Origin of the sequence: Oleiharenicola lentus (genome assembly GCF_004118375.1) — a bacterium.
Classification (GTDB): Bacteria; Verrucomicrobiota; Verrucomicrobiia; order Opitutales; family Opitutaceae; genus Lacunisphaera; species Lacunisphaera lenta.
Genome location: NZ_SDHX01000002.1, coordinates 109,279 through 121,527 on the forward strand (window position 1 = coordinate 109,279; position 12,249 = coordinate 121,527).

General features: G+C 66.8%; 11 protein-coding genes. 4 read left to right on the forward strand and 7 right to left on the reverse strand.

The window, feature by feature from the left end; genetic code table 11:
- The first annotated feature begins 51 nt into the window (after window positions 1–51).
- Together ESB00_RS14165 and ESB00_RS14170 are read left to right on the forward strand one after the other, a co-directional pair.
- A complete protein-coding gene (locus ESB00_RS14165; RefSeq protein WP_129048445.1) occupies window positions 52–906 on the forward strand; it encodes an alpha/beta hydrolase family protein in 855 nt (284 codons plus the stop codon).
- The gene (locus ESB00_RS14170) at window positions 903–1,793 is read left to right on the forward strand and encodes a helix-turn-helix domain-containing protein (protein WP_129048446.1); all 891 of its coding nucleotides are present in this window, start codon (window positions 903–905) and stop codon (window positions 1,791–1,793) included. Before ESB00_RS14165 ends, ESB00_RS14170 begins: the two co-directional genes overlap by 4 nt.
- Before the next feature lie 129 nt (window positions 1,794–1,922).
- On the opposite strand, the gene ESB00_RS14175 is transcribed toward ESB00_RS14170, so the two are convergent.
- Together ESB00_RS14175 and ESB00_RS14180 are read right to left on the reverse strand one after the other, a co-directional pair.
- Window positions 1,923–2,957 (reverse strand): right-handed parallel beta-helix repeat-containing protein, encoded by a 1,035-nt coding sequence (locus ESB00_RS14175; RefSeq protein WP_164976223.1) that lies wholly within the window; start codon window positions 2,955–2,957, stop codon window positions 1,923–1,925.
- A 49-nt stretch (window positions 2,958–3,006) separates the two neighbouring features.
- Window positions 3,007–3,600, reverse strand: a complete 594-nt coding sequence (locus tag ESB00_RS14180; protein WP_129048448.1) for a GNAT family N-acetyltransferase — start codon at window positions 3,598–3,600, stop codon at window positions 3,007–3,009.
- Between the two features lie 186 nt (window positions 3,601–3,786).
- On the opposite strand from ESB00_RS14180, the gene ESB00_RS14185 reads away from it, so the two are divergent.
- Both ESB00_RS14185 and hemA read left to right on the forward strand, forming a co-directional pair.
- Window positions 3,787–4,635 carry a cytochrome C assembly family protein gene (locus ESB00_RS14185; RefSeq protein WP_129048449.1) on the forward strand — a complete coding sequence of 283 codons (849 nt, stop codon included), beginning with the start codon at window positions 3,787–3,789 and terminating at the stop codon, window positions 4,633–4,635.
- A gap of 2 nt (window positions 4,636–4,637) precedes the next feature.
- Complete coding sequence (gene hemA / locus ESB00_RS14190) at window positions 4,638–5,684, forward strand: glutamyl-tRNA reductase (protein ID WP_129048450.1); 1,047 nt, start codon at window positions 4,638–4,640, stop codon at window positions 5,682–5,684.
- Window positions 5,685–5,733: 49 nt separating this feature from the next.
- Here the strand turns inward: hemA and ESB00_RS14195 are convergent, their stop codons facing one another.
- The 5 genes from ESB00_RS14195 to ESB00_RS14215 all read right to left on the reverse strand — a co-directional run bounded on the left by ESB00_RS14195 (window position 5,734) and on the right by ESB00_RS14215 (window position 12,243).
- Window positions 5,734–7,836 (reverse strand): response regulator, encoded by a 2,103-nt coding sequence (locus tag ESB00_RS14195; protein ID WP_129048451.1) that lies wholly within the window; start codon window positions 7,834–7,836, stop codon window positions 5,734–5,736.
- Window positions 7,837–7,886: 50 nt separating this feature from the next.
- Window positions 7,887–9,044: a lipid-A-disaccharide synthase gene (locus ESB00_RS14200; RefSeq protein WP_129048452.1), complete on the reverse strand. Its 1,158-nt coding sequence runs from the start codon at window positions 9,042–9,044 to the stop codon at window positions 7,887–7,889.
- Window positions 9,045–9,179: 135 nt separating this feature from the next.
- Window positions 9,180–10,160, reverse strand: a complete 981-nt coding sequence (locus ESB00_RS14205) for a Gfo/Idh/MocA family protein (RefSeq protein ID WP_129048453.1) — start codon at window positions 10,158–10,160, stop codon at window positions 9,180–9,182.
- Window positions 10,161–10,213: 53 nt separating this feature from the next.
- Window positions 10,214–11,575 (reverse strand): ATP-binding protein, encoded by a 1,362-nt coding sequence (locus ESB00_RS14210; protein WP_129048454.1) that lies wholly within the window; start codon window positions 11,573–11,575, stop codon window positions 10,214–10,216.
- The gene (locus ESB00_RS14215) at window positions 11,572–12,243 is read right to left on the reverse strand and encodes a response regulator transcription factor (protein ID WP_129048455.1); all 672 of its coding nucleotides are present in this window, start codon (window positions 12,241–12,243) and stop codon (window positions 11,572–11,574) included. The genes ESB00_RS14210 and ESB00_RS14215 overlap by 4 nt, the downstream gene beginning before the upstream one ends.
- Between the last annotated feature and the right edge of the window lie 6 nt (window positions 12,244–12,249).

Below are 12,249 nucleotides of genomic sequence, written 5' to 3' on the forward strand. Positions count from 1 at the left end.
CAAACTATCAAGCCCACGGATCGCCTGCTCTGCTAAGCTGCCGCCGACTCCATGCACTCCGGTTTCCAGCACCTGCAGACTCCCGATCCGGTCTTCGGTGGCTCCATTCCGGCCGTCGTCCAATACCCCACCGACCAGGCCGCCGCGGGCGTGACTGTTGGCCCGTTTCGCTGGGAGGCCTCCCTGAATGCCCCGCTGCCATCCGGCCGCCACCCCCTCGGCTTAATCTCCCACGGCGCAGGTGGCTCGCACCTGCTCTATCGCGAACTGGCCACCCACCTCGCCTGCTCCGGCTGGATCGTGCTCTGTGCCGAGGCACCGCGCGACAATCGCAACGACAACTCCCTCTCCTATACCGACGAATCCGTGACCAACCGATGCCGTCACCTGTCGGCGACGCTCGATCACCTGCTCGCCCACGGGCAGTTTGGGCCGGCGATTGACCATGGCCGGGTGGGCCTCGTCGGACACTCCCTCGGCGGCTGCGCCGCGCTGGCCCTGGCCGGCGCCCAACCGTGGTCGCGCAAGCGCACGCCGATTCCGGTGACACCCGACCCGCGTTTCCGCGCCGCCGTGCTGATGGCTCCGGCGACCGGCTACTACCGCGGACCGGATGCGCTGGCCGGCGTCACCGGCAAATTTCTCGTGCTCGCCGGCGAGAAGGACAACGTTACGCCCGCCGAGGATATCCGGCGCGACCTGCGCGGTCTGCCGCCCGCGGTCGCCAGCGAGTTCGTGGTGATCAAGGACGCCGGACATTTCTCTTTCCTCAGCCCCTTTCCCGAGATGATGCGGACGCCGGATTTTCCACCCGCGCAAGACCCGCCGGGTTTTGATCGCGCGCGCTTCCACCGGGAGCTGCCCGGCATCGTCGAGAGCTTCTTGGCCAAGGCGCTGCCCGCATGACGCACTACCGGCAGGCCGTGTTGCGCAGCCTCGATGTGATCGAGCAGCACCTGAAATGTCCGCTGGCGCTCCACGCGCTCGCGCGGCGGGCGGGCTTTTCCCTCTGGCACTTCCACCGTGTCTTTACTGAACACACGGGCGACACCCTCGGCTGCTATCTTCGCAAGCGCCGCCTCACGGCCGCCGCGGAGGAGCTGGCGCGCACCGACCGCACTGTTCTGGCGATCGCGCTCGACTACCAGTTCGAGTCGCACGAGGCCTTCACCCGCGCCTTCAAGGTCGCCTTCGGCTCCACCCCGCGCGAGTTCCGGCGCACCGGCCAGCTCGCGTGGCTCCGCACCCGGCCCGAGCTCACGCCCGCCCGGCTGCAGGCCCTGCCGGTCCGCACCACCATGAAACCCGCCCTCATCGAACTGCCCGCCCTTCACCTCCTCGGTCTGTCCGTGCGCTTCATGCCGCCGATGTCACCGACGGCCGACAACCTTCAGGTGATCCCGGACCTTTACCACCGCTTCTGTCCTCTGATTCCCACCCTGCCGCCGATGCTGGACAAGTTTATCTACGGCGCCGCCCGCTATCCGGCTGACGGCGACCGTCCGCAACCCGACGAGCGTGAATACCTCGCCTCAATCCGGGTTTCTCCCGGCACCAAGGCAAAGCCCCCGCTGAGCGTTTGGAAAATTCCCGCCGGCACCTACGCCTGCTTCACGCACCGCGGGCCCATGGCCCAGTTCGGCGAGACGATGAACTACGCCTTTGGCACGTGGTTGCCCCGCTCGAAATACACCCACGCCGACACCCCCAACCTCGACCGCCAGGACGAACGCTTCGGCGACGGCGGCAAAGAGTGCGAATTTGACTTCCTGATGCCGGTGCGGCCGAAGTGAGACCGGTACCCGCCGAACCACGCGCGTTTTGCAGGTCGCGGCTTGCGGGGATCTCGCGCGCTAGGTCGGCGCAAGCGCCAACCCTACAACGGAAAATCCGGCCGGTGCGGAGACCGGCCCACGGCGAAATCAATTCTCCCGCGGCCGCACGATCTCCAGCTGGCCGAAATCGGCAAGGCTCACATCCTCGAGCCGGTTGCCCCTCACCAGCGAATCCTCGATCGTGTTGGGGTTGCACGAGCGGTCATTGATGCGGATGCCCTGCGTGCGGTTGCCGGTGACGGTGACCTTGCTGAAGCGGTTGTAGCGGCAGGCCGTGCCGGGCAGTTCACGGGTCTCCGCCATGAAAATCCCCTGCTCCCCGTTGTTGTTCAGGGTGAGGCGCTCGAACACGTTCCAGATCGAGTCACGCATGAAGATGCCCTGGCTGCCGTTGTCGCTGGCGTTGCAGTCGGTGACGCGGTTGCGGTTGAAGCGCCAGTCGAAGGAGAAACCCGCGCTGCGGTTGCGGTGCAGGTTCAGTGCGGTGAACTCGCTGTCCTCGGTCTCGTAGGCGGCCACGCCGTCGAACTCGTTCTCATAGGCCTCGACGCGTGCCAGCCGGATGCGGCGGCAGTGCTTCTCCAGCACGATGCCGCCCGAACGGGCGTGCACCGTCGACACATCTTCCACCAACACATCTTCCGCGCCGCGGATGGTGATGCCGTTGTTGCGGATCGCCGTGCGTCCCTGCTCGTCGCAAGGACCGCCCCAGCATTCGAATTCCTGCTCCGCCCGATTGCCGTCGATGAACAGCAGGCGCACTGTCACGCGCCGCACCAGCCGGTCGGGCCGCGTGCCCTCGCGCCCGATGATCACCACGGGGCAGTTCGCCTTGGGGCCCAGCACGAGCTTGGTCTCCACCCCCTGTCCGCGCAGCTCCACCCCATCCCGGTCGAGAATGATCGGATGCGTGATGCGGAACGTGCCGGCGCCGAGTTCGACGATTCCGCCCTCCGGGGGCAATGCGGCCAAGGCCGCATGAACCGCCGGCTCCCCCTCCGCCGCCATCACGAGCCGGCGAGCCCTTTCCGTCGCGGTAACGTCCAACAGCAGGAGCAGGCAACCGGCGAAGAACCCAAGGAGACGGCGGCACCAGCCCGACGGTAGAAAGGGAAAGCTCATGCGAACACCTTCAGCAAGATGCGACCTGCGCCGGAGCGCCATCCATAAATCACCGGTCCAGTTTAGCCTCGAGCCCCGCCTTGGCCGCCGACCACTCCTCACGGATGAGGCTGAACATCGCGGTGTCACGCTCGTAGCCGTCATGGGGCCGGAGCATCTGCTTGCGCAGGATGCCCTCGAACTTGGCGCCAAGGCGTTCGATGGCCGCGCGCGACTGGGCGTTGTTGGCGTCGGTCTTCAGTTGCACGCGCAGCGCGCCCCACTCCTCGAAGGCGTGGCGGAGCATCAGGTATTTCGCCTCGGTATTGATCGCGGTGCGCTGGGCCGTGGGCGTGAGCCACGTCCAGCCTATCTCCAGCCCCCGGTGCGGGCGGCGGATGTCGATGAACCGCGTCGAACCCACCACCTGGTTGTCCGTGCGCCGCACGGTGGCGTAGGCCACCTCGCTTCCAGCCGCCTGCGCCGCCAGGGCGTCGGCCACGTATTTTTCCGCGTCGGCCACCGCCGCAAAAGGCGCGATGATGAGGTAGCGGAATACCGCCGGGACCGCCGCCGCGAACAAACCGGGCGCATGCGCGAGGGTGAGCGGTTCGAGCCGCACATGGCGGCCCTCAAGGAGGACGGGGCGTGGATCGAAACTCATGCGCCCAGCCTGCATTTTGGCAACAGACACCCAAGCCTGTTCGGGCTGTAGCGGTGGTCGATGACCGCCGTTGTCCCGCAGCCAGCCGGACGCGCGGGACTGATAGGCCCGCCTCCATTCCCTGATAAACGCTCCGAAACATCCGCCGCGCTTGCCCGGCTGCGTCCGTCCTGCCAAGTTGGCGGCATGTTCTCGCTGCCCACCGACCGCGCCTTCCTGTGGCTCGGCGCCCTGCTTTACCTCGCCGGCTTCCTGACCGGCCTGCTGGCGCTGCTCAGACGGTCCGACGCCCAGGGCCCGCGCACCTGGCTCAACATCCTGTTGGTCGCCGGCTGGGCCTGCCAGTGGGGCGGCCTCTACGTGCGCGGCATGGCTGTGGGCGGCTGCCCGTTGGGCAACACCTTTGAGCTGGTGCAGTTCGTCGCGTGGTCCGCGATGGTGGTCTATTTCTTCGTGGGCACGGCGTTTCGCGTCAGTCTGCTGGGCCTCTTCACCGCCGGCTACGCCGCTGCCCTGGCGCTGATCTCCTTGATCATCCCGGTGTGGGACGCCGGGCGTGGACAGAAAATCTTCGGCACCAACCCCTGGATCGAGCTCCACGCCGCGCTGGCGGTCTTCAGCTACGGCGTCTTCGGCCTGCTGGCGCTCACCGCCGTGATGCACCTGCTGCAAAACTGGAGCCTGAAGCACAAGCGCCTCAACGGCCTCTTCTGGTTCCTGCCCTCCGTGGTCCAGCTCGACCAGATCAACACCCGCATGCTGGGCCTGGGCGTGCTGCTGCTGACGTTTTCGCTCGGGGTCGGCGCGGCCTGGTGGACGCGAAACACCGACACCGTGGATCTGGCCAAGCTGCTCGTGACGGTCGCCGTCTGGTTCGCCTACCTGGTGGTGCTGGGATTGCGCTGGCGGGCCCGGCTCGTCTCGGTGCGTTTCTCATGGGTGTGCCTCGTGATGTTCATGCTGGCCCTGATTTCGCTCGGGCCGGTGAACTCCAGCCGCCACCACAAGGTCATTCTCACCCCCACCGAACGCTGAAGATGGAGCCCACGCCGCCTGTCCTCTTCTTCCTCGGTGCCACGCACCACACCGCCCCGCTCGCCGTGCGCGAGAAGCTGGCGCTCGACGAGGCCCGCACCGCGGCCCTCGCGGCCAAGCTCCAGACCACGCCCGGGGTGAAGGAGTTCGCCTTCGTCAACACCTGCAACCGCGTCGAGCTTTACGGCGTGGGCGACGCCGGGGTGTTCACCGGCTTCACCGGCACGCTGGCGGAAGTCACCGGCTGCTCCCACGACGAGATCAGCGCCGTGGTGAAGACCCATACCGGCCACCATGCCATCGAGCACCTCTTCAGCGTGGCCGCCGGCCTCGACTCACAGATTGTCGGCGAAACCGAGATTCTCGGACAGGTGAAGAACGCTTACGACAAGGCGCTCGCCTGCCACTGGACCGGCCCCGTGCTGAATCGCGTCTTCCAGAAAACCTTTCAGGCCGCGAAGCACATCCGCACCCACACCCGCATCGGCGAGGGCCAGGTGAGCGTCGCCAGCGTGGCGGTGGACCTCGCCGGCAAAATTTTTGGCGACCTCGCACCCGTCAAGGTGCTGGTGGTCGGAGCCGGCGACATCGGCCTCAAGACCGCGCAGGCCTTCCAGAGCCGCGGAGCCAAGGCCATCACCGTGGCCAGCCGCACCCTGTCGCGCGCCGAGGAGACCGCCGCCGCCACCGGCGGCTGGGCCGCGAGCCTGGCCGAGTTGCCCGAGCTGGTGACCGGCGCCGACATTGTTGCCAGCTCCACCTCGGCCCCGGGCCTGGTGCTTCCGCGCGACCTCGTGGCCGCGGCCATGAAACGCCGCGCCGGCCGCCCGCTCTTCCTCATCGACCTCGCCCTGCCGCGCGACATCGACCCCGCCGCCGCCGAGCTGGCCAACGTTTTCCTCTACAACCTGGACGACCTCGCCAAGATCGCGGAGGAAAACATTGCCCATCGCGAAGCCGAGGTCGCCCGCTGCCGCGCCATCCTCGCCGAGCGCACCGCCGCCCTGTGGCCGCAGGTGGCGCGAAGCCTGGTGTCAGGCGGGTCGTGACCGTGGAGGCGGGGTGCCGCCACCCCGCGCCCGCTTCAATAGCGCAAACTCACGCGGGCATGCCGCGGCGCTTGGCCAGCATCGTGCGGCCGTAGTCCAGGGCGGCGGCGAGTTCGGCTTTTTTGATCGGCTTGGTGATGTAGTCGTCCATGCCGGCGGCGAGACACTGTTCCCGATCTCCGACCATGGCGTTGGCCGTCAGCGCGATGATCCACGGCCGCGATTTGCTCTTCGGCCGCATTTCCACCAGACGGCGGGCCGCCTCCAGGCCGTCCATTTCCGGCATCTGCATGTCGAGAAAGACGATGTCGTATTCCTGCTTCTCGAGGGCGGAGAGCACCTCCACGCCGTTCCACACCACGTCGGTCTGATAACCGATGTTTTTGAGCAGGTTGACCGCGACCTTCTGGTTCACCGCGTTGTCCTCGGCGAGCAACAGACGGACATTGGTCGTGGAGGCCGGAGTGACGGAAACCGCGGCCCCGGACCGGGCGTCGGCCTTTTCCCCCAGGAGCACGGCGGATAACCCCTCATAGAGCGCCGCCGGCTTGAAGGGTTTGGGCACCAGCCGAACCCGCAACCCCTCCGGAGCCCGGTGCCCGAGCGCGGCCAGCAAAAGGATGGGCAGCGTGCGCGTGCTTTCCGTTTCCTGCAGTTTCCTCGCGAGCGTGCCGCCGTCCATGCCGGGCATCTGCGCGTCGATGAGGGCAAAATCAAAGCGCCGCTCACCGGCTACCACCGCCAGCGCATCCTCGCCGGAGCCGACCGCATGGGGCTCCAGGCCCCAGCGCAGCAGCTGGTCGATCATGATCATGCGGCTCGTGGCGTTGTCATCCACCACGAGGATGCGCTTGCCTGCGAGCAGAGCCCGTGCGGCCTGCGGATCGGGACGGGCGGTTCCCGGCAACGCGCCGAGGGTCACGGTGAACTGGAAGACCGAGCCCACGCCGACCTCGCTCTCGACCCACATGCGGCCGCCCATGAGCTCGGACAGTTTCTTGCTGATCGCGAGGCCGAGGCCGGTGCCGCCGTATTTGCGCGTGGTCGAGGCGTCCACCTGGCTGAAGGACTGGAACAACCGGCCGATCGCGTCGGGCGGGATGCCAATGCCCGTGTCACGCACAGAAATGTGCAGACTTACCGGGCCGTCCTCGACCATGCCGCCGCTCTCCGGCTGCACCCGCACGACGACCTCGCCCTTATCGGTGAACTTGAGGGCGTTGCCCACGAGGTTGAGGATGATCTGGCGCAGACGCGTGATGTCGCTGCGCACCATGGCGGGCGTGCCGTCGGCGATCTCGTAGAGCAGGTCGAGCCGTTTCTCGCCGGCGCGGGCGGCCATAAGGTCGAGCGCGCCCTCGACGCAGTCCCGCAGCGCAAAATCGGCGCGCTCCAGCTCCAGCTTGCCCGACTCGATCTTGGAGAAGTCGAGGATGTCGTTGATGATCGTAAGCAGGGCCTCACCGCTGAGGCGGATGGTCTCGGCGAAGTCCCGCTGCTCGCGCGTGAGCGTGGTCTCGAGCAGGATCGCCGTCATGCCGATGATGCCGTTCATCGGCGTGCGGATCTCGTGCGACATGGTCGCGAGAAACTGGCTCTTGGCGACGTTGGCGAGATTGGCCTCCACCACGGCGGTCTGGGCGCGGTCCATCGCGATTTCGATCTGCTGGTTGAGCGACTCGGCGCACTCGACCGCGCGTTGAATTTCCTCCTGATGCTGCTTGCGCTCGGAGATGTCGGTGAGCGTGAGCAGCAGGCCGCCGGGGGCATCGCCCGCGGGGCGCCGGTGCTGCAAAGTCAGCTGCCGCCAGGCGATGCCCTCGGGCAGCTGACACCGCAGCTCGAGGTTCAGTTCATCGGCCTGCCCGGTGCGAAGCTGCGCCAGCCCAGCCGAATAGGCCGCCTGATCCTCCGGAAAAATCGCCGCCCCGACCCCGTCCAGCGAAACCAGGACTTCGCGCGCCAAACCCGTGAGCCGCGTGAGGGCTTCATTGCTCCAAAACGCACCGCTGGGATCAGCGGGTTGCCAGCCCAGCCCGACTGGCAGCGTTTGCAGAATCTCGTTTAGCGGAAAATCCCGCGCCGCTGGCTCCGTCGGCAAATGCGGCGGGGACCAGCCTGAAGCGCGACAGGCTGTGGCGGGGAAGTCCATGTTGGCTTCCTAGGTCCATCGGCACTTATTAGGAAAATCCTTAGCCTTTTTTACACATCGGCGAGGTGCCGCTGCATCCACTCCACCACCGAGTGATCAGTGGGTTGGCTCAATAAATCACGCAATTTGCGGGCCTGCGCCGCCGTCCGTTCGCGTCGGGCCGGGTTTTCCAGGCAATCCTTCAACTCCGCGGCAAAGACCTCCGCCTGTGCGGCGCCTTGGATGTATTCGGGATACATCGGCTCATTGAGCAGCAAATTCGCGATACCTAGATGCTCAACCTTCACCAGCAGGCGGCCGATAAGGTAGGTGAGCGGGTCCGCCCGGTAGGTCACCACCCCCGGGATGCCCGCCAAGGCACAATGCATGGACATCGTGCCGCTCGAGGTCAGCACGGCCGAGGCGGCGACGGCGGAGCGTTCACCGGTGCGCTGCAAACGGACCCGGGCCGGTGGCTGGGCGGCCTTGAGCGCGGCGAGAATCTCATCGCTCGGGTAAAGCACGACGGCCTCTTTTTCGCCGCCCCACGTTTGGTAGCCGGCGAGCAGGGCCGGGAAAATCCGCGCCACCGCCCCGCGCCGGCTGCCCGGCAGCAGCAGGATCGGCCCGGCCGGATCATATCTGACCGGCGCGGTGTAATCTGGCGCCACAAAAGGATGGCCGACAAACTCCACGGGCAGCGTCGTGTCGGCATAGACCTTGGGCTCGAAGGGGAAGATCGCCGCGAGGCCGTCGAGGTGTTTCGCCATCGCGAAGCGCCGGCCGGCGCGCGAGGCCCAGATCTGCGGGCTGATGTAGTAGAGCGCCTTGGTCGGACCGCCGGCCTTGCGCGAATAACCCCGCTCAAAGAGCCCCCGGGCGATGCGCAGGTTCAATCCGGAGGAGTCCACGAAACAGATGGCGCGCGGCCGGTGTTGTCCGGTCCAGCTGACGACCGCCGCGATGAGCGCGCGGTAATAGGAAATCTTGGCGATGACCGCAAAGCCGAGCGCCGACTGCCCCGTGAGGTCGCGCAGCAGCTGTGCGCCGGCTGCTTCGAGGTGTTTCCCGCCCAATGCGCAGACCTTGAGGGCCGGCTGTTTCGCAAGGAGACCCCGCACCAGGCGCGCCGCGTGCTCGTCACCCGAGTGCTCCGCCGCGACGATGAGCAGATCCACCGAGCCGTGCAGTGGAGCCGGCAGGCCGTCTTGAAGGGCGAAATTACTCATGACCTTCCTCTCCTGTCATTCTGAGCGAAGCGAAGAATCCAGCAACGCAACCGACAGCGAACAACGCCCTGGATCCTTCGCTCCGCTCAGGATGACACGCTTCGGGAATCATTTTCGTGTGTTTCGTGGCGCCCATCAGCTCTGCTTCCGCCTGATCTCCTCCGTGATCGCGATCGCCACCTCCAGGGCCGATTTGCCGAGCGCGGCGCCGACCTTGGGCTCCTTGGCTTCCTTCACGCTCTCGAGAAAATGCGCCAGCTCGATGGCGAGCGGTTCACCTTTCTCGATGGGAATCTCATGCACCGGCACCTTGTCCTCACCGGCCTTGGCCAGGCCGACCTTGAGCTTCAGGCCGTAGGCGATGATGTCGCTCTTCTTCACGAGGTGGCCCTTCTGGTTCATGAAATCGAGCGACAGGTAGGCGTTGTCCTGGAAGACGCGGATTTCGCGGTTCTTCTTCAGGCTCATGCGCGAAGCACTCAGGTTGGCCACACAGCCGTTCTCGAACTCGATGCGCGCGTTGGCGATGTCTTCGGTCTTGGAGAGCACGTTGATGCCGACGGAATCGATCTTGCGGATGGGCGACTTCACCAGCGCGAGCACGATGCCGATGTCGTGGATCATGAGGTCGAGCACCACGCCCACCTCCGTGCCGCGCGTCTGGTAGGGAGCGAGGCGCTCGGTGGTGATGTATTGGGGGCGCCCGGTGTGCTTCTCGAGGTAGCTCATCACCGGGTTGAAATGCTCGATGTGGCCGACCTGCACGATGCGGCGGGCCTTCTGGGCGGCGGCGAGCACATGGGCGGCCTCCTCCAGCGTGGCGCAGAGCGGCTTCTCGATCAGCAGGTGACATCCCTGCGCCAGCAGCGGCAGGGCGACGATCTCATGCTTGTCCGTCGGCACCACGACGCTGACCGCCTCGCAGGCGGCGCCCAGCTCTTCGAGCGTGGTGAAGCGGCGGCAGTTGAACTTCGCGCAAATCTCGGCGGCCCGCGCGTCACTGGTCTCGAAGATGCCGGCCAGTTCGGCGCCCGGCAGCGAGGCGTAGATGCGGGCATGGTGCTGCCCGAGTGAACCTACGCCGACGACGCCGCACTTGATCCTGGATTTGGCCATGCGGGCGAGATTTCAGGATTAATTCCGGCGAGGCAATCCTCGCGTGGCGGGCCTCAGGCCGCCGGCAGGCGCACCACCACGCGCAGGCCGCTCCGGTCGGAACGGTTCTCGGCGTGGATGCTGCCGCCATGCAGGTCCACAATTCCGCGGCAGATGGCCAGGCCCAGCCCGGTGCCCAACCTGCCCTCCGGGCGGCTGGCACCCTCGTAACGGGCAAACCGCTCAAAGACGCGCTCCAGCTGGTTTGCCGGCAAACCGGGGCCCTCGTCGCTCACGGTCAGATGCCAGCCCTCCGGCGTGCGCCGCGACTCGAGCGCAACCGCTCCGCCGCGAGCCGAGAACGCCAGCGCGTTGCTCAGCAGGTTGAGCAACAATTGGCGCAACAGGCCCGCATCCGCGCGGACTGTGCCGGCCTCATTGGCCGCGAGCACGAAGCCCACGCCGGCGTCCTCCGCGAGCGCGGCGGCGTCATCGGCGAAATCAGTCACCAACGCGGCGAGATCGAGTTCACGCCGGGGCAACTGCATGGCCCCGCCCTCGGTCTTGGCCAGGAAAAGCAGGCTCTCGATGATGCGGTTGAGCCGCGCAATCTCGTCGAGTATCTCAGCCACGAGGCCCTCGGACTCGGGGTCGGCGGCCACCCTCGCCTGGAGTTTCTCGGCATTGAGGCGGGCCAGCGCGAGCGGAGTCTTCAGCTCGTGCGACGCCTCGGCGGTGAAACGCTGCACCTGTTCGAAGGAACGTTGCAGACGGTCAAAGGTGCCGTTGAGCAGGTTGATGAGGGCGGTGAGTTCCCCGTGACCGGCGGATTCGGGAATGCGTTCGCTGAGGTTGTCGGCCCGGATGCGGCGGGCGGTGGCCTCAATCGCGCGCACCGGCTGCAGGGTGGCCCGGCTGAACTGGTAGCCGAGCGCAATGCTGAGCAGCGCAGCCCCGCCGAGCAGCAGGCCGCTTACCCGGGCGTAATCGCGCAGCATGCGCTCTGTCGGTTCCAGCCGGCTCGCCACCTGGAGGTGCCAGGCTCCGTGCTTGGTGTCCGAGATCAGCACGCGGCCCGCGCCGGGCAACTCCACCACGCGGTCGCCTTCCATGCCGGCGAGCACCGGCAGCAGTGTCGGACCGAGATTGGCCGAACGGAAAACCACATCCCCGCGCTCGTCGCGCACCTGGATGTAGAAGAGGGCGATGTCGCTGTCGGCTTCCTCCTTGATCTGATGCCCCACGTCGGCGGCGCTGCGGACGGCCGCCTCGAGGATTTCGCCGAGCTCCTCGCTCTCCAGCTCGTGCAAATCAACCAGGCTCGTCATGGCCTGCCGGTGCAGCAGCCAGCCGCCGGCCGCGAGCACCGCGGCGGTGGTCAGGGTGACCAGCACGGCGAACCGCACCGTCAGCCGCAGCGTGAAAGAGTGTCTCATGCGAGCTGGTAACCGGTACCGCGGATGGTCCGGATGAACGGCTCGGCCCCCGGCGGCTCGAGCTTGCGGCGCAAGCGGCGCACATAGACGTCAATCAGGTTGGTCTCCATGTCGTAGGAAGCCTCCCAGACCTTCTCGGCGATCAGGGTGCGCGTGAGCACCCGGTTCGGGTTTTGCAGGAAGAGTTCCAGCAGGGCCAGTTCGCGGCCGGTGAATTCAATCCGCTCGCCCTCGCGGGTGACCGTGCGCGCCAGCAGGTCCAGGCGCACGCCCCGGTGCTCCAGCACGGTCGTGGCGCGGGCGCCGCTGCCCCGCCGCCGCAGCAACGAACGCAGGCGAGCCAGCAGCTCCTCCACACTGAAGGGTTTGGGCAGATAATCGTCGGCGCCGAGATTCAACCCGCGGATGCGATCCTGCACGGCGTCACGCGCACTGAGGATCAGCACCGGCTCGTCAAACCCGCTCGCGCGCCACTCGCGCAGCAGGTCCAGGCCGTCTCCGTCCGGCAACCCGAGGTCGAGTACCACGGCGTCGTAGGGCGACTCGGCCAGCGCGTCGCGCGCCTCCGCGCAATTGCCGGCCAGCCGAGCGGTGTAGGCCTGCTCGGTCAGGGCACGTTCCACAAACTGGCCGACCTTGCGCTCGTTTTCGACAATGAGGATTTTCATCGGGCG